The following is a 24097-nucleotide window of genomic DNA, read 5'->3' as shown; positions in this document are numbered from 1 at the left end:
TAAAGATCAAAATGAATAACAAATGATAAGTTAGCATCTCTATTCCCCAAGCTTTACAGATATTTTACTAATAATCATCATTATTCATTTTTCTCTTTTATAATTTTTTATAAGCTTCCTTTAGTAGATGGTATATCATTATCACTACTTCTAGATATAGCTTCTTTAATTGCTCTTCCAAAAGCTTTAAATAAAGCTTCTATTTTATGATGATCATTTTCACCATATAAAACTTTTAAATGAAGTGTTATTCCAGCATTAAATGCAAAGGCTCTGAAAAACTCAACCACCATTTCAGTTGACATTTCACCAACTTTTTCTCTCTTAAAATCACAATCAAAAACCAAAAAGGGTCTATTGCTCACATCAATTGACGCTAAAGCAAGCGTTTCATCCATTGGTACATAAAAAGTTCCATATCTGTTTATGCCATGCTTATCTCCTAGTGATTCTTTAAATGCTTCTCCTAATGTTATTCCGATATCTTCTATTGTATGATGATCACATACATAAGAATCTCCTTTAGCAAACACATCCAAGTTAACCTTACTATTAAATGAAAACAAAGTTAACATGTGGTCTAGAAATCCAATCCCTGTATTTATTTCACTATTCCCGTTTCCATCTAAGTCAATTTCTACTCTAACACTAGTTTCTTTAGTTATTCTTTCTCTTCTTGAGCTTCTATCTGACATACTAATTCTCCTTAAAACGAATAATTGTATTTTAAATATAGTTTTCCAAAAGAATTCTATAAATTAATAATATCTATATAAAACATAATCTTTCTATAGTCAAGCATATCTAAGAAAATAATATGCAAATGATATAATTATTTTTTATTGAATCAAATATTATCCCTTTAAATAAATCAATATACCAACTTATTATTTTCCTAAACATGCCAAGTATTTATACATATATAAAAATCTTTTTTATTCCTTCAACTACTTTCCTATTTTGCATTGGTGAACCAACTGTAATTCTGAAACTGTCATCATTAAAATTTCTAATTATTATCCCAATACTCTCAAGTCCCTTAATAAGAGCTTCCTTATGAGGTGTTCGTCCAAAGATGTAGTTTCCCTTTGACGGATAGAATTGTATTTTCATTGCGGCATTTTTTTCAACCTCTTTTAAATTCTCATATAATTCTTCTCTTTGTTTAACTATTTGTTTTGCATTTTTAACAACATTTTCTGGGTATCTCAAAGCCATTGAGGCCAGATTTTGCGAAAACGAACTTATTGTATATGGAATTTTATAATTTAATAATTCAGAAATATTACTCTCATGAGTTATCAAAAATCCTACTCTCAACGATGCAAGCCCCCAAGCCTTTGACAAGGTTCTTGTAACAACCAAGTTTTTATATTTATTTATATATGGAATCATTGATTTTCCGTAGAATTCATAATAAGCCTCATCTACAAGAACAACAGTATTTTTAAAAACTTCTAAAATATTAACTATATCTTCTAACTCTATTCCAATTCCAGTAGGATTATTGGGATTTGAAAAGATAATTAAATCTACGGCTTCTTGTTTTCCTATATTTATAAATTCCTGAACATTAAAATTCATAGTTTGCCCTATATCATATTTCTTTAATTCTCCACCAAATCTTGAAACAAAAAAATCATACATTGTAAAATCTGGTCCTAGAGTTAATGCCTTCTTTCCATTTTTAATAGCCTTACTTACAACAAGTTCAAGCATTTCATCAGACCCATTTCCTACAATTATATTTTTGCTCTCTATATTTGCATAATTTGCATATAATTCTTTAATGGTAGTCATCTCATTTGTAGGATACCTATGGAAAAGTACATTAGTTAAGCAAGATTTCATTTTCATTAGTATCTTTGGGTCCATCTCTAGATAAATTTCATTGCTATCTAGATTTATTGTATACTCATCATACGAATTTATATACTCATTATACGTTCCCATTCTCTAATCTCACTTTCACAGAATTAGCATGAGCTGTAAGTCCTTCCTTGCTTGCTAATGTTATAATTTTTTCTCCATTTTCCATAAGTGCTTCTTCTGAATAATAAATGAAAGAAGATTTTTTTATAAAACTATCAACTGATAACGGTGAAAAGAACCTTGCTGTACCACTTGTAGGTAATACATGATTTGTTCCCCCAAAATAATCTCCTATAGGCTCTGGACAGTATCTTCCTAAAAATACAGACCCTGCATTTCTAACCATACCTAAATATTTCATTGGATCATCTACCATTAGCTCTAAATGCTCTGGAGCTATAGAATTAGAAATGTTAATACATTCTTCTATTGTTCTACAAATTATTGCACTTCCAAAATTTTCAAGGGAAGTTCTTATTATTTCTTCTCTTTCAAGAGTCTTTACTTGTCGTTCCAACTCCATCTCAACTCTCTTGTGTAATTCTTTTGATGTTGTGATTAATATTGATGATGCTAATTTATCATGCTCTGCCTGTGACATTAAATCTGCTGCTACAAAACACGGATTAGATTTCTCATCAGCAATAACTAATATTTCACTGGGCCCTGCAATCATATCTATATCAACTTCTCCAAATACTAATTTCTTTGCAGTAGCAACAAATATATTTCCTGGTCCAACAATTTTATCAACCTTTTTAATGCTCTCTGTTCCATAAGCCAAAGCTGCAACAGCTTGTGCTCCTCCAACTTTATATATTTTATTAATTCCTGCTATTCTTGCAGCCACTCCAATATATGGATTAATTCCTCCATTTTTATCTGGTGGAGTTACCATAACAATTTCATCTACTCCTGCTACTTTTGCAGGTATTACATTCATAAGCACTGATGATGGATAAGCAGCAGTTCCACCTGGAACATAAACTCCAACTCTTTCTAAAGGCAATACTCTCTGCCCTAGGTATACTCCTTTATCTTTTGTCATTAAAAATCCATTTGATTTTTGTTTTTCGTGATACTCTTTTATATTTGCTTTAGCTTCTTCTAATGCTTCAATGAACTCTTTCTCCACTTTATTAAAACATTCATCAATTTCAAAAGTTGATACTTCTAAAGTTTTAAGTTCAACCTTATCAAATGACTTCGTAAGTTCAAATAAAGCTTTATCCCCATCTTTTTTCACTCTTGATAGAATACTATTTACACTTGAGATTATCTCTTGTTCCGTTTCTGTAACTCTACCTTTAAGTTCACTAATTAAGCTTTCTTTATTACTCTCGGTAATCTCCATTAAATTTAACATATAATTAATAGCCCCCCTTTGACTTGATAAAAAAGTAATAACAACAAAAAATACTCTTTAAATTTTATTTATTATTTTTTGTTAATTACTCAAGATATCATAATCAATTTTATCAACATCTCACGAATTTTGTCAATTATTAATCACTTTCTTAATCCTATCTATAAAATCCCATATTTCATTCTGCTTCATTTTAAAACTAGCTTTATTCACTATCAATCTAGCACTTATCTCACAAATCCTATCTATAACAACTAAACCATTTTCCTTTAAAGTTGTTCCAGTTTCCATGATATCCACAATTCCATCGCATAGGCCTAATATTGGTGCAAGTTCTACTGATCCCTCTATTTTTATAACTTCTACATCCATCCCTTTCTTTTTAAAATAATCCTTTGCAACTTTTGGATATTTACTTCCTATTTTTATATGACCAACTTTTTTGAAAATATCACTTTCTGGTAATGATGCTACTATGAATCCACACTTTCCAAATCCCAAATCCAAAACTTCATAGCAATTGTTATCACTTTCCAAAATAGTATCTTTTCCAACTACTCCAAGATCAGCTACCCCATGTTCAACATAAGTTATTGAATCTGCTGCCTTTACCAAAAAATAATTTATATCCTGCGTTTTATCTTTAAACACAAGTTTTCTACCTTTGCTTTTTAATTCTGAAGGATCAAATTTCGCCTTATCTAAGATCTTTATGGTTTCTTCTTCTAATCTTCCCTTTGTTAATGCTATGCTTATGCTCATTTTTAATATTCCCCACCCTTAACTACTTTTATTTCTTTCATATCTTCATTTGGTAATAAATCAACGATATACCCTTGATTCCTAAGCTCTTCACTTTTTTTAATAGCTTCAATTCTAGTATTTTTATTATAGTATATCTTATATATATTTTCCTTTTCACTTGCTATTTTATTGAACTTTACAGTTTGAATCACAGCATCAATATCTATCGAAAATCCTACTGCTGGAACACATTTTTCTGAGAGCTCAATTAAATTATCATATCGCCCACCTCTCAGTAACGTATTGCCAACACCTTCACCATAACCTCTAAAAATAATTCCTGTGTAATAATTCAGTCTCGGAACCATTCCTAAATCAAATGTCACATTTTTACCATAGCCCAACAAATCTAGTTCCTGGTATAATGCCTCCAGATAATCAAGATTTTTTCTTAACTCTTCATTAAATGCTAACTTTTTAGCCTCTTCCAAAATCTGTTTATCCCCAAACATCCAAGGCAACTTATTAAAAAATGCCTTATACTCTTCCTTTATATCTAAATTCTCTAAATAATCCTCCAAACTTTTCATGTTTTTATCTTCTATAAACTGCGCAATAGCCTCTTTATATTCCTGCTCTATTTCTAAATTTTTAAATGCCCCATTAAAAAAACCGATATTTCCTATTTCAAGCTTAAAATCATTTAATCCTAATTTCTTCAAAGCTTCTAATGCCAATACTAATATTTCTAAATCAGATTTTTCATCTTCAAGTCCTATAAATTCAACACCGCAATCTGTATATTCATTCCTCTTTCCTCCAAGACTTGCGTGAACTCTAAAAACATTCGAGGTATACCTAAGCTTTATTGGTAATTCTACATCTTTGAGCTTAGTCTCCACAACTCTTGCTATTGGAATTGTCATATCTGGCCTCAAAATTAATATACGACCCCTATTATCGAAGAACTTGTACATATCTTCTTCTCTTAAAGTTTGTGAATTATAGTTGAAAGTTTCATAAAACTCCAGCGTCGGTGTTATAACTTCTTTATATCCCCATTTTTCAAAAAGTTTATCAATGTCTTTTTCTAAAATACGTTTTACTGCACATTCATCTAATACTAAATCCCTTGTTCCTTCTGGAAGTATGTTCTTCTTATTCATTTTCCACCCCACCTATTCTTATTGCTTAATCTCTATATTGTTTTATCGTTTTATCAGTTTAGCGTGCTAAATTATCATTTAATTTATGATAACTTATTTTTTCTACCATGTCAATCATTTCAAAAACCTTTATATAGTTATTTATAAGTTATATGTTAAATATTCTTATATCCTTAATTTTAACTATATAGAAATTAGTGTTATAATATAATAGTTTATTTGTAAAAGTATTTTTAATACTGGAAATATATTGAAAGGGGACTTTTTACATTGATTACTAAAGATATACACTTAAACGCAATAAAAAAAATGCACATCCATACCAAAACTTCTGAATCAGTACGTCTTGGTATTCTCCTTGCAATTGTTGGAGGTTTCTTAGATGCTTACACCTTTGTCTGCAGAGGTGAAGTTTTTGCTAATGCTCAGACTGGTAACCTTGTTTTACTTGGAATAGCTCTTACGAAGAGAAATCCTGGCCAAGCAATTACAGCTTTACTGCCTATTTTAGCATTCGTGCTTGGGGTGATATTTACCGAAAGGATAAAAGATATTAAAGTTCCATCAATGACTTTTGCTACAAATGCGGAACGTATAATTTTAATTATTGAAATTATTGTGCTTTTTATTATAGGATTTATACCAACTACAGTCCCTAACATATTTGTAACAGTTCCAATTTCATTTGTGTCATCAGTTCAAATCGCATCTTTTGGAAAACTAATTGACTCTCCATATAGTACAGCTATGTGCACAGGTAATTTGCGTTCCGCATCTCAAGCTGCTTATAAAGCATTTATAGAAAAAGATAAAAAACTTGCTTTCAAAAGTATTCGCTACTTAGTTATAATCTTTTTCTTTATTGTTGGAGCTTATTTAGGCGGAATCTTAACTTTACACGTTGGCGGCAAATCAATTTGGTTCGCCGTAGTAATATTAATTATTTCAGTAGGCTTATTTAGCTTTGATAAATATATTTTTGATCATAACAACAAAGAACAAATAACAAGTGTAACTTAGAATGTCATTAAAATATTTAAATTATATAAAAAAATACCTCAGGTAAAATAAACCTGAGGTATTTTTCTAAAATGTTACAACTTCAATATTTTCAATTGATTTTTGTACTAATTCATCCACATTTAATTTTTCTTCTTCTTTCATTATTGCATCAAGTTTTGGATTTGTCTTCGGATGCTTTGGAACAAATATTGTACAACAGTCTTCATAAGGCAAAATTGAAGTCTCATATGTTCCTATTTTTCTTGCTATTTCCATTATATCTGTTTTATCCATTGCAATTAACGGCCTAAATGCTGGTCTATCAGCACAATTATCACTTACAATAAGACCATCCATAGTCTGACTTGCAACTTGGCCTATACTTTCTCCCGTACTTACTGAATTTATTCCATACTTATCTGCAAGTCTACATGCTATCCTCATCATAAATCTTCTCATTATTATTGTAAGTTCATCTTCTCTACATTTATTTATAATTTCCATTTGAATATCTGTAAAAGGAACTATGTACAAATTAATTTTTTCTGTATATTGAGCTAATATTTTCGCTAAATCTTTAACTTTATCCTTTGCTCTTTCCGATGTATATGGGTGACTGTGATAATAAACACAACTTACTTCAACACCTCTTTTAGCCATCATGTATCCTGCCACTGGGGAATCAATACCACCAGATAACATTAACATTGTACTACCATTCATTCCATACGGAAGACCTGCTGCGCCCTTTGTTATATCAGTATTTGCCCAAACATAAGCATAATTATTTCTTATTTCAATATTTATTAAAATATCTGGATTTTTAACATCAACATTTATTTCTCCATCTAAATTAGTAAGAACATATGCTCCTACTTTCCTTGAAACTTCCATAGAATTCAATTCAAATTTTTTATTAGCTCTATTTGTAATAATCTTAAAAGTATTTCCTTCTGATTGTCTAACCTTTTCTAACGCAACCTCTTGTATACTATTAAAATCTATGTCAACTTCTCTAACTAAACATACTTCAAGTATCCCAAAAACTTTACTGATCCTATTAATACTTTCTTCTATTTCATCAGTTTTTATAAAATATCTTCCACTATCGTGTATAAATTCAGCTTTTATCCCATCAAGTTTTTTAGCTATATTATCTCTTAATTTTCTTTCAAATTTACCTCTGTTTAACCCCTTTAAAAATATTTCTGGTGCGTACTTTACTAAAATAAGTTCTCTCATTATTTTTTTATCCTCCTTAAAAATTTAAGTCCTTTTTCTAAAATGTCTACTACATAATCTATCTCTGATTCATCATTATCATCCGAAAAAGAAAATCTAATTCCTCCTGATATTTCATCCTTAGTTAATCCTAAAGATTTTAACACATAACTACCACCAATTCTCTCTCTTTCCTTAGAAGAACACGCTGATCCTGTAGACACATATATTCCTGATTCCTCTAAATAATGAAGCAATACTTCGCCTCTTACACCTCTAAAAGAAACATTCAATATATAAGGTGAAAAATCATTATTTAGTAGACTATTTATCTTTATATTATCGATATTACTTAATTTATCAACGAATTTTTTCTTTATTTGAAATACCTTTTCGTAATTTTTTTTCATATTATCATTTGAAATCTTAGAAGCTAAAGCCATTCCCATAATTCCAGATATATTTTGTGTACCCGCTCTTATTCCAAACTCTTGAGATCCACCTTCTATCAACGGTGATAAAGAACTAGTATTTTTTATATATATAAATCCTACACCTTTAGGTCCATGAAATTTATGAGCACTCACTGTTAGAAAATCTATATTCATTTTCTTTACGTCTATAGGTAATTTACCATAGCTTTGAACTGCATCAACATGAAATTTAGTTCTATTGCTACTTGCTCTTATTATGTCTCCTATTTCTTTTAGATCTTGGATTACTCCAACTTCATTATTTACATGCATTATTGAAACCAATACAGTTTCCTTAGTTATAGCTTTTTTTAGCTGTTCTAAGTTAATCTTACCATCTTCATTTATCTCTAAAAATGTTACTTTAATATTATTTTCTTCTAATTTCTTTATAGTATTCAAAATAGAAGCATGTTCAAAAGGAGTTGTAATAAGATGAGTTCCGCTTTTCAAAAGCCCCTTTAGAACTAAATTATTTCCTTCACTTCCACCCGAAGTAAAATGTATTTCATTTTCACTTGCGTTTATAGTTTTAGCTAATATACCTCTGCATTCTTTAAGTTTTCTTTCACTTTTCAACCCCAAATTATGTAAGGAAGACGGATTTCCGTAAAATTCCTTCATACCAAAACTCACTTCATCTATTACCTCATCAAGCGGCTTTGTTGTTGAACTATTATCAAAATAAACTTCCATATAAGTCTTCTTCCTTTCAAGTTTATAAACGTCTAAAGATCAATTATAAAATATATTCTTCCCTTATTATCTTATAAACTTACTATGTAATATACATGTTTTATTATAACAAAAAAATAATCCCTGCATAGTATTTTTTTAAATATATAAAATGAAGCAGTAAATAAGAATTTCTTACTTACTGCTTCTGATAGAGAGAGAAAATTAATAAGGAATAATTTCTTAGTATTAATTTTTGCTATACTTTTCGTAATATTTAATAAGACCTTGAGTTCCTAGATCACCCAAATTATCGTTATCTAATGTTTTATACATTTTTAGCACTTCATTTAATACGCCTAAATTTATGGAATTATCCGTAGACTCTTCTATTGCTAAATTCATATCCTTAATAAAATGTTTTATATAAAAACCAGGGTCAAAATCTCCTTTTAACATACGAGGAGCCATATTTTTCATTTGCCAACTTCCCGCTGCACCTTCACTTATACTATCAAGCATGGTCTGAACATCTAATCCTACTCCTTTTGCATACGTAATTGCTTCGCACACTCCAGCTATCGCACCAGCTAAAGCTATCTGATTTGCCATTTTAGTATGCTGTCCATTCCCAGCTTTTCCTTCATAAATTATATTGGTTCCAAGTGCAGATAAAACATCTTTGTGTTTTTCAAAAACTTCTAAATCTCCACCAACCATTATAGATAATGTAGCATTCTTTGCACCTACATCTCCTCCTGATACTGGCGCATCCAAAGCATATATTTCTCTCTTTTTAGCCTCATTATAAATTTTTATAGAAAGCTTCGGACTTGTAGTAGTCATGTCAATTATACAAGACTCTTTTTTAGCATTCTCTAAAATGCCATTTTCCCCAAAATAAACTTCTTCTACATCTTTAGGATATCCTACAATTGTTATTATGACATCTCTATTATTTGCACAACTTTTAACATCGTCGCACCATTTAGCACCTTCATTTATAACATCAAGAACTTTTTCTTTTGTCCTTGTATAAATAGATACCTCATATCCTTTCTTCATTAGGTTTCTAACCATAGATTTTCCCATTACACCTACACCTATAAATCCAATTGTCTTCACTTCAAACTCCTCCATTTTTAGTTATAATATTTTGTATCCTCATATTTAACTTCTTAAAATTAGTATTAAGAATCTTTTTCTACGTCAATCCATGTCATTTTACTTTTTAATCTATTAATTTCTGCTTCCTGATCTTTTATTATTGTTTTATAATAAACTTCTTTATCTCCCCACTCTTTACTTAAATTGTTTATTAATGATGCCATTTCGTCAGCACTTCCTACAATTCTATTAAAGAGCATTAAGTTGGACTTAAGTATTTCCGGAATTTCATTATGGGAATATCTTAACCTATGATCTATTTCCCCATATCCTTCCTCAAAAATTGTTCTAACCTGTATCTCCGCTATTACCTTTTCATTGATTGGATAAAATTCAACTAAATAATGAACTGATCGATATCCAGAGGCTTTTGACCTTACTTCTATAATAGGATCATCAAAAACATCTATATTATCTCCTTCTCTTACATTTGCAGTAATCTCAGTTACATTCCAAGTTTTTATTATAAAATCATGTATCCCCTGCCATTGGTCTTTAAATATATGTATAACTCTAATTCCTATTAAATCATTTATTTCATTTCTATAATTATTTACTGTAAATTCAAAATCATCTCCGTATTTATTTTTTCTATCTTCTGTCTTTCTTATAACTTTTTCTATTAATCTCTCAGGATCTTTAATCCTTGATTTAACAGAATGCACCATTCTCTGCGATCGTAAAATGTTTGCTATAAATGCAGCCTGGCTTTCATAAGAAGTTTTATAATTTATGTAGTCTTCGTAGATTTCCTTAAGATTTTCAATATTAATATTATTTTTAGAAATTATTTCTTTAGCCTGAGGATATTTTTCCAAAAATATATCTATGTTAAAACTTTTTTTCATTCTGCATACTCCTCTATAAATTCCATTAATTTCGATACTATATAGATTATACTACATTAGGCATAATCAAAAAATAACAAATCCATCTGCCACATCTATTTTCCATCATGCTGCATCAGCAGATTGCCCTACTAGCTTGCTATGATCCCACTCTACTTTCTTGCCTGATGAAAAATAATCATAGCATTTTGACCTTGTTATTCTCTTTCATATGCCTTAATTAAAAATTATTTCAAAAAACTTCAACCAAAATAAGATTGAAGTTTTTTATTAAAATTATATGGTTTATAATAACTAATAGTTTAGATTAAATTTCTATGAAATAGTCCTTTTCAAGGTATATAAATGTAAATTGTTTATTATAGCCCAAATTTTTATATGCAAAATACTTGTAAAGAATATGCTATCCAGCTTCTAATTTAATTCTTAGCAAATTTTTCAGTTCTATTTCTTGTCTATAAATTTTGATATTATCATTGTACAGACAGTATTTCCTGATGAATTTAATAATGTCGCTGGTGCATCAATTATTGTAGCTATTACAAGCATTATAGCTAATGCTTCCTGTGGAAATCCAAATATACTTAAAATGAGCATTTCACCAATCGCCCCACCTCCTGGCACCGCCCCAACTACTGCACCAATGAGAAGCCCTGCTCCTAATATAGGAAATAAGGAACTAATAGTATTTATGTCTCTGCCAAATATAGCAAACAAGAACATTATTTTATATATTCCTCCAATTACTGAACCATCCTTATGAATATTGACTCCAAGTGGCATTATTATATTAGCCAAGGTATCTGATACCCCCATATTTTTAGTTGCTTTTATATTTACTGGTATGCAGGCAGCACTAGAGCATGTTGCTAATGCAGTTATTGAAGGTTCTGCTGCATTTTTCCAAAACAATTTCACGCCTTCTTTTCTACTTGCTATATAAGCATATATACTGAAGAATACAAAGAAGTATATTATGGAGACAACCAAGTATAGTATAAATATTTTTGCATACCCACTTAATATTTGTCCTCCTAATTGTCCAATTACATTTGCAAAATAAGCTCCAAGTCCAATTGGTGCATAATACATAATTATATTTACAACTTTCATTGTCACTGTAGCTCCACTGCTTAAAAATGACGCAAAAGCCTTGCCTTGTTCCTTAGAAATCATAGTTCCAAAACCTATTAATATAGAAAATAATATTAGTGCTAACAAATTATTTCTGGATAAAAGTTCAGAAAAATCCCCTACACTTATACTCGAAACAATCTTTTCTAAAACTCCTACACTTTTAGGTGTATCTATACTATTAGTGGTCATTAGATTATTAAACATTGATGGATCCAACCCAACTGCTGGATTAAACATTTTGAAACTAATTACTCCTATTATGCCTGAAATAATTGCAGTAATTCCAAATGTAATCAATGTTATTATAAATATTCTTCCGAGCCTTTTTGATTTATCCATATTAGCTATCGCGGAAGCAATACTAAAGAATACTATAGGAACTAACATTGTAAATATTAAATTCAAAAATAAATTTCCTAGTGGAGCAAATATTTTAGCTTTATCTCCCATGATAATACCTATCGCCCCGCCTAATAATATCGATAACACTAGAATCAATGACGATTTATAGTTCTTTAAAAATCTCAATTTTCTCACCCCTAAATTTTGATGCTTAAATTATAAATACTAGCACTATCCAAGAGCTTTCCTAACAATTTCCCTATCATCAAAATATATTTTATCTTTACCTATTATCTGATAATCTTCATGCCCTTTTCCTGCTATTATTAATAAATCATCGTCTTTCAAAAGTTTTAATCCTTTTTCAATAGCTTTCTTTCTATCAACAATTTTCTCATAAGTTGAATTTATGACTTCCATTCCTTCTTCAATGTCTTCAATTATTTTTATCGGATCTTCTGTCCTTGGATTATCTGATGTTATTATGCAATAATCTGATAAAATTCCTGCCGCCATTCCCATTACTTTTCTCTTACTCTTATCTCTATCTCCACCACAACCAAATACAGTAATAAGTTTGCCTTTAGTCGTCTCTCTTGCCATCATTAATAGTCTTTCTAGCGCATCCGGAGTGTGTGCGTAATCAACTATTATATTTTTATTTAAATTATTTTTTATCATTTCTAGTCTTCCCGGAACATGTCTTAGATTAGATAAACAGCTTATAATGTCACCCATATCCATGCCAAGACCTATACAAGCTCCTATAGCAGCCAAAACATTATATACGGTTATTTTTCCAGGAATATTTACTTTTACATCTGTAATACACCACCAGCGCCATTTTATGTCCCTAAATTTGATTTTGAATATTATACAATCATTTCTATATCTAATCTCAGTTGCTCTAATATCAGCCTCTTTATTTATTCCATAAGTTAAAATCTTGCAACTAGCCTTTTGTATAATTTCTTCTGCTATTCCATCATCTAGATTTATAACTCCTAGCTCACATTTTTTAAACAATTTTATCTTTTCATTCTTATAATTCTCCATTGTTCCATGTTCTTCAAGATGATCTTGAGATAGATTTGTAAATACTCCAACTTTAAAATCACAATACTCAACTCTCTGTTTTGCTAATGCAGACGAAGTGACTTCCATTACAATATTTTCAGCACCTTTATTAATAAATTCCCTAAATAATCCTTGTAATTCTAATGATTCAGGTGTTGTAGGATTAACCTTTTGTATGCTTGCTTTTTCTTTATTAAATTCATATCCCAAAGTTCCTATTATAGCTGTTCTTTTTTTATATGACTCCAATATGTCTTTTATATAATGTATAACTGTAGTCTTTCCGTTGGTACCTGTTACTCCAACCAAATTAATTTCTTTAGAAGGTTCATTATAAAACACGTTAGCTATACTTGCTAAAGCTAACTTAGTATTTCTTACTTTTATTACTGTTATATTTTCATTATCTATTTTAATTTCTTCCTGTATCACTATTGCTAAAGCGCCACTTTTTATTGCTTCATCTATATAGTCGTGACCATCTGCATTAGCCCCCTTTATGCAGATAAACACTGAACCTCCTTTCACTTTTCTAGAATCATAACTAACACTCCTAGCATCTATATCAACACTGCCGCTAATTATTTCGTAATCTAAATCTTTTAATAAATTGTATAACTTCATTTTTATTCCTCCAAGAATTACTTAACTTCTTATATCTTCATTATATACAACATTTTCGCATTAAATAGTGCATATATTGCTTGATATACTGCAAAAAGTGCTTTATGATTTTAATATATATGTTGCAATTGAATTTTTACATTATTATTATAATTGTGCACTTAGCTTACTGGAATTTTAAATGTAAGTTTATTATTACTACATATATAAAACTAAGATTTATATATACACTTCTTAGAGTTAATTGAATATATATTTATATCTTATATTTTTAATTAATACATTTGTAATTAGAGTTATTTCAAGGGAGTTTTCAACTATGAATAAAAATAGTAATAAATCAGGCTACTTAAACAATGATTTTCAATTATTTCATTTAAAAGATAAAAAAAATCAAGAATTCGAGTTCCATTATCACGACTTTAATAAAATAATAATTTTTTTATCTGGAAAAGTAACTTATTTAATTGAAGGAAAAGCATACAACTTAAAACCATGGGATATTCTACTTGTAAATAATCATGATGTTCATAAACCTATTATTGATTCTTCTGAAATTTATGAAAGAATTATTATCTGGGCGAATTCTGATTTTATAGAAAACCATAACTATGAAAATTGTGATTTATCTACTTGTTTTAGACTAGCGAATGAAAAAAGTTTCAATCTTATTAGACTTAATAGTAAATTGCAAGATAACATTAAGTTTATAATAGATTCACTAATGACTTCATTTAATTCAAAAGATTTTGGTAGTAAACTTTTGAGCAATTCATTATTTATTCAATTGCTTGTATACTTAAATAGAGTTCATCTTAACAACATGTATATAAATGATGAAGGATCTCTCAAATATGATAAGCAAATTGAAAAAATCCTGAAATATATAAATAATAATTTATCTGAAAATCTTTCTACGGAGACTTTATCTCAAAAGTTCTATATTAGCAAATATTATCTTATGCATAAGTTTAAAAAAGAAACTGGATATACTCTTCACAACTATGTAAATCAAAAGAGATTACTAATGGCAAAGGACCTTATAAGCAGTGGTGAGCAAATTACGAAAGTTTATTTACTATGTGGATTTAATGATTATACATGTTTTCTACGTTCATTTAAAAACCTGTTTAAAAAATCTCCAAGTGAGTTTTCCCCAAAAACAAAAAAACTATCTTAAAATAGTTTTCTATTCTTAAGATAGTTTTTAATAAGTTACCAGTATAAATACGCTAACTCATCAATATTTAATATTAGTTAAATTTAATATGGCAATAACCAGTAGGATTTTTTTCTAAATAATCTTGGTGATATTCTTCTGCTGTGTAATATTTCTTTAGCGGTTTTACCTCAGTTACAACTTGAACATCACATTTTTCTTGAATCTTTTCCTTACTTCTATTAATTGTATCAGCATCAGATTCATCAATATAATAAATTCCACTTCTATATTGAGTACCAACATCTCCAGCTTGTTTATTTAATGTCGTAGGATCAATGATATTCCAAAACTTATCTAATAATTCATCAAGTGAAACCATTTTTTCATCGTATGTTATGTAGCATACCTCAACGAAATCTGTATCATTTTTGCAAACTTCTTCATATGTTGGATTTTCTGTTTTTCCATTTGCATATCCTACTTCTGTTTCTAATACTCCTGGTATCATAGAAAAAAATTTTTCTACACCCCAGAAGCAGCCTCCGCCAAAAACTATTTTTTTCATATTTAACACATCCTTTAACAGCATTATAAACCCAAATAATAGTACTTTGCAATTATATATATTATAATTGAGTTTCTAAATTTTTATCCTAATTGGGCCATTGGCTTAGTATAATAATAAATGTAGATTTATCATTGCAATAAATCTACCTATTGAAATATCCTGCTTGATAAAATCAAGTTTTCTTTTCATCATTAACTCTATCCATCCAATTTAAAATATCCTTATATACCTGCAATTTATTTACTTCATGTAAAAGATCATGATATTTATCTGAATATATTTTAGTAAAAACTTTCTCATATCCCATTCCTTTCATAAACCTTGTTAATTCATTAAATCTTTTTTTACTTATAATAACTATATCCTCTTCCCCCGCAATAGATAGAATTGGGAGATTTAAGTTTCTTTTTGCCCAGTCTTTTTTGCTATAGTCAATTTTTATTAGGTTACATAAATTCTCAAATCCATTTATTGTGAAAATAAATCCACAGCCTTCATCATTCATAAACTTATCTCTTTCTATTTCTGAGGTCGTTATAACATTATCACCTATTCCTCGAAGTATTTTATGTATAAAAATTGACCTATAATGATCTCCCTTTATCTTCTCTATAATTTTACACAATTTTTTAATATACGGGATGACTTTATTCTTTACTGGTGAACCGCATAGTATAAGACCATCTAACTCATAATCATATTTTTTTAAATATGCTCTTGCAATTAGTGATCCCATACTAAATCCAAATAAAAAATAAGGATATTCCCTGTATCTTTTCTTCATATACAGTGTTATCTGATGTAAATCTTCTATAAGATTGGTAGCTCCATTATCATAAAAATAACCATAATCATCTTTTTTAATAACACTTTCTCCATGCCCTATATGATCATGTACTATTGAAATATAACCATTTGATCCTAAGTAATCCATAAATCGTATATAGCGTTTTCTATGCTCCATCATACCATGGCTGATTTGAAATATCCCCTTTATTTCACCCTTAGGTACATAAAGCGTTATACCAAGATTTACATTGTCTTGGATAGATTTCATCTTGAAATCTTTAAATTTTTCAGAATAATCTTCCACTTCATTTTCATAAGATAATTTATTCATAAATTCCTCTTTACTAAAAAACTTATTTTTTATATGCTTCCCTTATTTAAAGAAATTTAAAATACTTATTGAGGAAATCTATAAAATTCTAATGTTTTGCTTTATTCTTCTTACAAAATAAAATGCCCAAAAGCTTCATTTAAGATTCTTTCAGGCATTTTAACTTTCCTAATTTAATATAATAAGTTTCTATTATAAATTCTAATATACTACCTTATCATATAACTATATAATTGCGAATAAATAATTCTTTGAAATTGTAATCGCTTTGTCAAACAAAATTCAATATCTACATATAAGAAAATTCGTGATACTATATTATCATTTTTCTGTTCACTAAAACTCTCTCTAACTGTTTAGATAACAATTTAATCTCACTGGTAAGTTCACTAATTTCTTTTTCCTTTTCTTTTATTCTATTATCCTTAAGTTTTAATTGCTCTTTTAGTAATTTTAATTCTTTATTAAAACCTTCAATATAGTTGTGCGAAATGGCTTGTAATTGAGTCCGTGATATTCCTATTTCTAAATCGTTGTATACCTTATGTTTAAGCTCACTAAATATCTTGTCCCTGTTACCATACTCTATGTATGATATTAATTCCTCATTAATTTCTCTATTTCCATTTAAAACTCTAAAAAATACATTAGTTATTATATTTAATATCTCTATTCCGGAACCATAAATTTTATTATTCTTGTCAGATACAATAAACGTATTAATTTTATTCTGAACGTTATCTTGTGTACTTAAATTAATATTTCTATTGTTATATATATCAAAGAAATTTTGCATTATACTACAATTTCTATTTCCTACTTTTGCTTCAATGACTATCCCGCCTGATTCTCCATCATTCTTAGTAATAAACGAATAGAACTTCTTTAAAAGTCTTTTTGTCACTATTGAATATGAATCCTCTGTTTCACTTAAATTCTGTTTTATTGAGCTTGAAATTATTTTGAATCTTAATTTGCTAATTAATGTTGGTAGTTTGCTTACGAACTCATTCATTCTGGCTTTGTCAAAATTCCTGTATACTTTATCTTCCAATATTATGCTATCTATTGGTATATTAGAATCACTCTCCATAAAACTTTCTTTCTTATATTCATTTAATTTTCTTTTTAATTCACATTCACTGTTTTTTAAATCAATACAGTAATTATATTCAAAAATCAATCCTACCATTGAGAAATTTCCGCTTTTATCTAAACTTCTAATTCCCCTTTCATCAACAAACATTACATATTTTTTTCCCATATAAACTCTCCCCTTTAATAATTACTCCTTAACCTTATATATTCAATCCTCTTCACACTGTACAACAAATTATTCCTATGAGTACATTAAACACGCTTGCTTATATATAACTTATAAAACATCCTCGTATTAAGTCCATCTTTCAAAGGAAATATATTTTTCATCCCCCTACTACTCAAAATTGAATTCCCTTTTATTTTTCAATACGTTGAAATAACAAATACAATCACAAAATAAGTTTAAATTTATCTTGCAATTGTATCCGTTAATACTAAATAAATATATGATACCCCTATACAGATTTAGAACTCAGGTTATTAAATTTATGAAAAATATTTTTCTAGAATTTTAAAGTTCTTAAAATGTTTATAGAGACAGGATAATTTACGTATTAAAATTATCCCATCTCTATAAAAAATGTATCAGTTTAAATTACTGCCTATTTATTTTTATCATTTCCTTTACCTTTGGAATCTGAATTGCCATTATTACTTTTCTCTGACTTTGATGAGTTACTATTTCCATGAGTTTCAGCATCCCTTTTTTCAGATCCATTTGAAGACTTTTTATATTTCTTATCTTCATTTTCTTCTTGCTTAATACCTGCATTGCTATTTTCTTCTTTTTTCAAATTGCCATTATTACTTTTCTCATTCCATGAGTCATTACTTTTTTCTGTCTTAGCTTCTTTAGTTTTTTGTTCTCCTATTGATGATTGTGTAAATGTAATATCTTCTGTAGATTCAGACGTTACATCAGCATCCTGATTGCTATTGCTTGTGTTAGTATCTGTTTCAGTATTAGTATTACTATCTGTAGCATTCGTATTAGTATCTACAGAATTATCTACATCAACAGCATCATTATCAGCTCTAGTCATTTTTCTCAATTCTTTAGCTTTCTTTTGAATTTCCTTAACCGAAATCAATTTATAATCCTCTACCTTAATACTTGGATCTAGTGCTTGAAGCTTTTGTATAAGATTTAATTTTCCTGGAGTTATTCCAAGTTGCCTTGCTTCATCTCTTCTTGCAAGCGCTACTTTATCAGTTTCGACTTCTGCTTCTAAATCATTATCTTTTAATGTTTCATCTGCAGTTTCTTTTAAAGATTCATTTAATTTATCTGCTAAGCCATCCTTATCTGTAGATACTGTAATTTCAACTGCCGCAGAGGTTGTTACATTTGTACTATCTTCCTTTATGTAACCATCTGATATGGCATTTGTTATTACTGTACTGACTGCATTGTCAACTTTAGTGTTTACCAGATTAGTTCCTTCTAGAACTTTTTCACCATCTTTATTATACGCTTCTGCAGATACCACTGTATCAAAAGCGTTTACTCCTAATTCAACACTTGGATTAATATCCAGACTGACATATGCTACCGGAGTTTTAGCATAAGCATATACTCCTCCTCCTAAACTAAATGCTACTGCAATTGATGCAGCTAAAGCTATTTTTCTCTTCATATAAGTTCCCCCTAAAATATTTTTCATCTTATTGTTAAATGTATCTTTCTTGCTTAAGTATCCCGCTTTTTTCTTTACAGATTCTTCAATACGTTTTCTAGAAGACAAGTCCATAGATAGATTAATATTTTCATTCAATAATAAATCAGTATCACTAATGTTTAAGTCATCTAATAATTCAAATAATTTGTCATCCAATTTATCTCCCACCTCCCAATAATTTTTTTAATTTTTCCATACATCTAGAGACTTTTTTATCAATTGTATTAACTTTTAAACCCAGATCACTGGAAATGTCTTTCGAGCTTTGATGTAAGTAATATTTTCTTATAATTATTTCACTATCAGGTTCTCCTAATGATTTTATAGCATTTATAAGCTCAGAATTGCTTTCTTTTAATAAAATCGAATGTGCTGCATCATCTACAACACTATGTAATTCTTGGGCTACATCATCTATTGGAAGATGATTATTATTTTTATTTTTTCTATACATATCTATAGCTTTTCTTTTTGCTATAATTGCCAAAAAGGCTTTAATTGATCCCTTATCTAAATCAATTCTATTTTTATAATGAAATACTTCAAAAAACACATCACTTACACATTCTTCTATATCTTCTTTTGAATACATTCCAGAAAGTTTATTAAATATTATTGTGTAAATAAGTGCCATATAGTTATCCATCAGCTTCTTAAGGCCTATTTCCGGTTTCGTATCCAAAAGGTTTAGTAATTCAATATCCGAAATCAAAACGCACCTTCTTCCCCTAAAATTTCGTTATATATTATACAGTTCGTAATACATAAATAAAATCTGACAATAAATTTCAAAAAATATATTAACTTTTACATTATCAATGATAAATACTTATATTTTCTTTTCTCTCCTGTTCTATGTAATATATATTAAATATATAGATAAATCCTATTAATGCTATTACTAGTGATTCTTCAATAATGATTTTTTATACTATTTAGCTGATATATATTTAAATTAAATTTATTATTCTGCTCTTTCACTTGATTTAATAGAGTTATAAATTCAAATTTGTTATCGCATACATACAAAAATGAGTAGCTATTATTATTTTCTATATTAGCTACTCATTTTAAACTATTTAGTTATTTTTATTTTTATCCTTATTACCATTCTGTGAGTTTGAATTACCGTTATCACTTTGTTTTTGAGTTTTAGCTGAATTATCTTTTGATTTTTCAACTTCTGTGGCATTTTCTTCTTTTTTGCTAGATGAATCACTATTCTCTTCTTTCTTGATACTTCCATTTCCATTTGATTTAGAAGAAGAATTGCTTATTTTCTCTTCTGAAGCTGCATCTTGATTAGTATCATCTTCTACGTTTCCACCAGTATTTGCATCATCTTTAACTGTAGTCTCTTCATTATTATTGATCTTCTTTAATTCTTTAGTCTTCTTTTGTATATCTTTTACAGAACTTGATTTATAATCTTCTACATTTATAGTTGGATCTAATTCCTGTAGTTTTTGTATCAAGTTTAGTTTGCCTGGAGTTATTCCTAACTTTCTTGCTTCATCTCTTCTTGAAAGAGCAACATTCTGAGTTTCAACTGTTGCTTCTATGTTATTTTCCTCTAATGATTTGTCAGCAATTTGTTTTAAAGATTCATCTAACTTCGTTGCCACATTATCTTTATCCGTAGCTGTAGTAATTTCAACTGCCGATGTACCGTCTTCCTTTATATATCCATCTGAAACTGCATTTGTAATAATATTCTTAACTGCATCATCAACATCGCTATTTACTAGGTTAGTATCTTCCAACACTTTTTTACCATCTTCATTATATGATTCTGCTGAAATAACTTGATCAAATGTATTTACTGATAATTCAATACTTGGATTAATATCCACACTAACGTATGCTACAGGAGTGGTTTTTGCATGAGCATATACGCCTCCCCCTAAACTTGAAAACGCTACAACAGATAGTACTAAAGCTATTTTTCTTTTCATATAAATTCCCCCTAAAATATAATTTACCTTTTCTTTAAACGTATTATTTGAATTATAATAGCCAGCTTTTTTGCCAACTAATTTTTCAATCCTCTTTATAGTAATATCATCTAATGATAACTTTATATCTTTAGATAGCAACAAATCAGTATCGCTAATGTTTAAATCATCTAATTTTTCAACTAGTTTATTCTCCAAGTTATAAAATCCCTCCCAATAGTTATTTTCTTTTACATAAAGTAACTATTTTTTGTTTACTCTTCTTAATAAATTTAAAACCCTGGTTTTAATAAGTACTGCAAAACTTCTGTCAGTTGTTTTTTTGCTTTTCATAATATAATTCGTATTATTATTATGAAATCTGACAATACTGCTTATAGAATTTAAATAAATTTAATTAAAATAAAAAAGAGCCTTATTTATTTGGCTCTTTTCTTACAGGTTTATATTTTGAATTTGGATCATTTGGATTTATGTAATCATAATCTCCATTTTCAGTCTTTCTTAATCCTAATGATGCCATTTGCTTTTTAGTGACTTTACGTTTATTAGTCATAATTATCTCTCCTTACACTTCTTTAGATTTAACTCATGTTAAAAATTTGTATCAGTAAGCCACATAATGATATATAAATATTATTTCTAAATAACATATAGACTAACATGACTAAACATTATCATCATTAATCTATATTATATAAGGTATATAGTCCTAAAATCTTCTTTTGTAATATCTTATGTACTTATATCTAAATTTCTATTTTGCATATTATTCTTGACTTTAGTATACTCACTCATTCAAAGTTTATACTAATTTATGATTCATCTTATTATGCATTAAGCTGCTCATAAAACTACTTAAGACAGCTCCATAATACTGTGAAGCATAAATCTCCTACTAATCTTAAGACTTCTTTAAATGAATCAGTCTTCTCGTGATTTATACCCACAACGAATCAACTCAATGTCCACCAATTTGGCTTCATATAGATAACTAAGGAATAAAAAAAACAAACTCAGAAATATTTGTAACTTCTAAGTCTGCATCTCTTAATAATTTAATATAAGTTTTAGTTCATAACAATAATGAAATCTAGACAATAAAATTCTCATTCTTAATTTGATATATGTTGGGAGAAAGATCTATCTATATAATTTCTACTTTTATTTAGGAATTTGCTCTCTATTTCCCTATCCCAAAACTTCATAGCTGGTTTTTCGACAAAATTAATTCTCATCCCTTCAATAACCATGCATATGAAAAATACAAGAGAAATAGTAATTATAGCATGAAGCGACAACCATCTTGAATTGTAAAAGGAATTATTTTTAGCAATATGTTCCCATAAGTAACTCCGAACAAGATTATTATCATGAATCAAATATATTCCAAATGTAGTTAAAGATATACTATTAATTATCTTTTTAGATCCAATATCTAATTTTTTAAAATAAAGAAATAATGAAATCGAGCAAATAAACATTGGTAGGGAATTCATCTCTCTTAAAAATGTAGGATCAATAGGAAAATCATTTATTCTTAGAGATAACACATCGAGTATAACTACCGAGAACATTATTAAGATATAGCTGCTAGTAAATATCACTAAAAGTAATTTCGTCTTATCAAAAAACTTATGTTGATATTTCCTTATATAACTTGCAACTAAATACAAAAATACAAACCAAGATAGATTATCAATTTCAAGTAATGAATTTGAAAAAGTAGGTATGACTGATAACACTACAATCAGTATGGTAATCAATATCTTATTCTCTTTTTGCGTACAATAATTGATAAGCTTATTTAAATATGGGGATAGTATATATAATTCCACATATGTAGTAGCAAACCAATACTTAGAAAATATTATAGGGAAAAATGATTTAGCAGTTTCTCTAATTCCTATATGAGATATTCCGAATAATTTAAAAATCAGCATTATAACTACAGAATAAAAGAAAACTTGTCCTACAATTTTAGCAAACTTTTTTATATTAAATTTTGAATTAATCATAAAGTATCCTGTAATTAAAACAAAGCAATTAACACCTAATTTCCCACCTAAACTTAAAAATTGGACAATTATCCTGTTGTAACTTAGTTCGTTAGGAATATCCCATCCACCATGAACAGAATAATGATGTGCAATAATCATTATTATCGCCAAAATTCTTAGTAACTCCAAATTAGAGCTTCTTCCTATTTTTCTTTCAAACATATTAATCTTCGAGTCAATTTCTGTATTTTCCACCGCATACACCTCATGTCAATAAAACTAACTTAATAGTCTTATACTTAAACTTTCTATTATCACTGGTAAATTATATCATAATTTACTGTTATAATAGCATTTATTTTCAACTTATATTTCTACTGAATATTAACTATATCACGCCTAATGACTATATATAGTTAATATTCTAAAATTTTTAACAATATTTCAACATTCTTTAAATTTTTATTAATAGAAATCACTTTATTATCTTACAAAATACATCCCCAAGCTATCCCCTATACATTTCTAATGGGGTCTATCTATTTGGAACTAATTCTCCTTTTTTTTATTTATATGTTTTTAGCTTATTGATATTACGCAAAAAATTGGAAACTCAACTTTAAGTAATCTATACTTCTCATCCTCTAATAATATCGACTACAACTATATTCATTATGGCAACGTAATTACTAATCAATCTTACCAGATACATTTACTTTATATTCATTAATTCCTAGTATTCATATTAATCTTCTAACATATTTCTGTTATATATTTTATCTAAATTCTAATAATAAA

The 24097-nt window shown here is 28.4% G+C and carries 21 protein-coding genes; 2 read left to right on the top strand and 19 right to left on the bottom strand.

What is annotated here, in order from left to right; all coding sequences use genetic code 11:
- Positions 1-107: 107 nt before the first annotated feature.
- The 5 genes from hisB to hisZ all read right to left on the bottom strand — a co-directional run bounded on the left by hisB (position 108) and on the right by hisZ (position 5148).
- A complete protein-coding gene (hisB, locus tag KEC93_RS07270) occupies positions 108-695 on the bottom strand; it encodes an imidazoleglycerol-phosphate dehydratase HisB (protein WP_011968653.1) in 588 nt (195 codons plus the stop codon).
- 217 nt (positions 696-912) lie between these two features.
- The gene (locus KEC93_RS07265) at positions 913-1953 is read right to left on the bottom strand and encodes a pyridoxal phosphate-dependent aminotransferase (RefSeq protein WP_023974256.1); all 1041 of its coding nucleotides are present in this window, start codon (positions 1951-1953) and stop codon (positions 913-915) included.
- A complete protein-coding gene (hisD, locus tag KEC93_RS07260; RefSeq protein WP_077853965.1) occupies positions 1940-3238 on the bottom strand; it encodes a histidinol dehydrogenase in 1299 nt (432 codons plus the stop codon). The genes KEC93_RS07265 and hisD overlap by 14 nt, the downstream gene beginning before the upstream one ends.
- A 132-nt stretch (positions 3239-3370) precedes the next feature.
- Positions 3371-4000: an ATP phosphoribosyltransferase gene (gene hisG, locus KEC93_RS07255; RefSeq protein ID WP_011968650.1), complete on the bottom strand. Its 630-nt coding sequence runs from the start codon at positions 3998-4000 to the stop codon at positions 3371-3373.
- A gap of 2 nt (positions 4001-4002) precedes the next feature.
- Positions 4003-5148 (bottom strand): ATP phosphoribosyltransferase regulatory subunit, encoded by a 1146-nt coding sequence (gene hisZ / locus KEC93_RS07250; RefSeq protein WP_077868011.1) that lies wholly within the window; start codon positions 5146-5148, stop codon positions 4003-4005.
- Positions 5149-5418: 270 nt separating this feature from the next.
- Between hisZ and KEC93_RS07245 the strand changes: the two genes are divergently transcribed.
- Positions 5419-6168 (top strand): YoaK family protein, encoded by a 750-nt coding sequence (locus tag KEC93_RS07245; protein ID WP_011968648.1) that lies wholly within the window; start codon positions 5419-5421, stop codon positions 6166-6168.
- Between the two features lie 66 nt (positions 6169-6234).
- Here KEC93_RS07245 and thiI read toward each other — a convergent pair whose 3' ends face one another.
- The 6 genes from thiI to KEC93_RS07215 all read right to left on the bottom strand — a co-directional run bounded on the left by thiI (position 6235) and on the right by KEC93_RS07215 (position 13714).
- Positions 6235-7392 (bottom strand): tRNA uracil 4-sulfurtransferase ThiI, encoded by a 1158-nt coding sequence (gene thiI, locus KEC93_RS07240; protein ID WP_011968647.1) that lies wholly within the window; start codon positions 7390-7392, stop codon positions 6235-6237.
- Positions 7392-8540, bottom strand: coding sequence for a cysteine desulfurase family protein (locus tag KEC93_RS07235; protein ID WP_011968646.1), 1149 nt, complete (start codon positions 8538-8540; stop codon positions 7392-7394). The genes thiI and KEC93_RS07235 overlap by 1 nt, the downstream gene beginning before the upstream one ends.
- Before the next feature lie 228 nt (positions 8541-8768).
- The gene (locus tag KEC93_RS07230; protein ID WP_011968645.1) at positions 8769-9644 is read right to left on the bottom strand and encodes an NAD(P)-dependent oxidoreductase; all 876 of its coding nucleotides are present in this window, start codon (positions 9642-9644) and stop codon (positions 8769-8771) included.
- Between the two features lie 65 nt (positions 9645-9709).
- Positions 9710-10534, bottom strand: coding sequence for a RelA/SpoT domain-containing protein (locus tag KEC93_RS07225; protein ID WP_011968644.1), 825 nt, complete (start codon positions 10532-10534; stop codon positions 9710-9712).
- 444 nt (positions 10535-10978) lie between these two features.
- A complete protein-coding gene (locus tag KEC93_RS07220; RefSeq protein WP_077868012.1) occupies positions 10979-12199 on the bottom strand; it encodes a dicarboxylate/amino acid:cation symporter in 1221 nt (406 codons plus the stop codon).
- Positions 12200-12244: 45 nt separating this feature from the next.
- A complete protein-coding gene (locus tag KEC93_RS07215; protein ID WP_011968642.1) occupies positions 12245-13714 on the bottom strand; it encodes a UDP-N-acetylmuramoyl-L-alanyl-D-glutamate--2,6-diaminopimelate ligase in 1470 nt (489 codons plus the stop codon).
- 319 nt (positions 13715-14033) lie between these two features.
- Here KEC93_RS07215 and KEC93_RS07210 point away from each other — a divergent pair, with 319 nt between their 5' ends.
- Complete coding sequence (locus tag KEC93_RS07210; protein ID WP_077869748.1) at positions 14034-14894, top strand: AraC family transcriptional regulator; 861 nt, start codon at positions 14034-14036, stop codon at positions 14892-14894.
- 73 nt (positions 14895-14967) lie between these two features.
- Here the strand turns inward: KEC93_RS07210 and msrA are convergent, their stop codons facing one another.
- The 8 genes from msrA to KEC93_RS07170 all read right to left on the bottom strand — a co-directional run bounded on the left by msrA (position 14968) and on the right by KEC93_RS07170 (position 23554).
- Entirely contained in the window at positions 14968-15441 is a 474-nt protein-coding gene (gene msrA, locus KEC93_RS07205; RefSeq protein WP_172462736.1) for a peptide-methionine (S)-S-oxide reductase MsrA, read from the bottom strand.
- Between the two features lie 175 nt (positions 15442-15616).
- Complete coding sequence (locus KEC93_RS07200; protein WP_077869746.1) at positions 15617-16564, bottom strand: alpha/beta hydrolase; 948 nt, start codon at positions 16562-16564, stop codon at positions 15617-15619.
- A 313-nt stretch (positions 16565-16877) separates the two neighbouring features.
- Positions 16878-17828, bottom strand: coding sequence for a DUF3800 domain-containing protein (locus tag KEC93_RS07195; RefSeq protein ID WP_077869745.1), 951 nt, complete (start codon positions 17826-17828; stop codon positions 16878-16880).
- Between the two features lie 439 nt (positions 17829-18267).
- Positions 18268-19500 (bottom strand): anti-sigma-I factor RsgI family protein, encoded by a 1233-nt coding sequence (locus KEC93_RS07190; RefSeq protein WP_077869744.1) that lies wholly within the window; start codon positions 19498-19500, stop codon positions 18268-18270.
- Position 19501: 1 nt separating this feature from the next.
- Positions 19502-20056 (bottom strand): sigma-70 family RNA polymerase sigma factor, encoded by a 555-nt coding sequence (locus KEC93_RS07185; protein WP_077837974.1) that lies wholly within the window; start codon positions 20054-20056, stop codon positions 19502-19504.
- 367 nt (positions 20057-20423) lie between these two features.
- Entirely contained in the window at positions 20424-21497 is a 1074-nt protein-coding gene (locus tag KEC93_RS07180; protein WP_077869743.1) for an anti-sigma-I factor RsgI family protein, read from the bottom strand.
- A gap of 217 nt (positions 21498-21714) precedes the next feature.
- A complete protein-coding gene (locus KEC93_RS07175) occupies positions 21715-21855 on the bottom strand; it encodes a hypothetical protein (protein ID WP_011968634.1) in 141 nt (46 codons plus the stop codon).
- Between the two features lie 559 nt (positions 21856-22414).
- Positions 22415-23554, bottom strand: coding sequence for an acyltransferase (locus tag KEC93_RS07170; protein WP_077869742.1), 1140 nt, complete (start codon positions 23552-23554; stop codon positions 22415-22417).
- Positions 23555-24097: the final 543 nt, after the last annotated feature.

The organism is Clostridium beijerinckii (assembly GCF_018223745.1).
In the GTDB taxonomy this organism is placed as follows: Bacteria; Bacillota; Clostridia; order Clostridiales; family Clostridiaceae; genus Clostridium; species Clostridium beijerinckii.
This window is presented reverse-complemented; position numbering and strand designations above follow the sequence as displayed.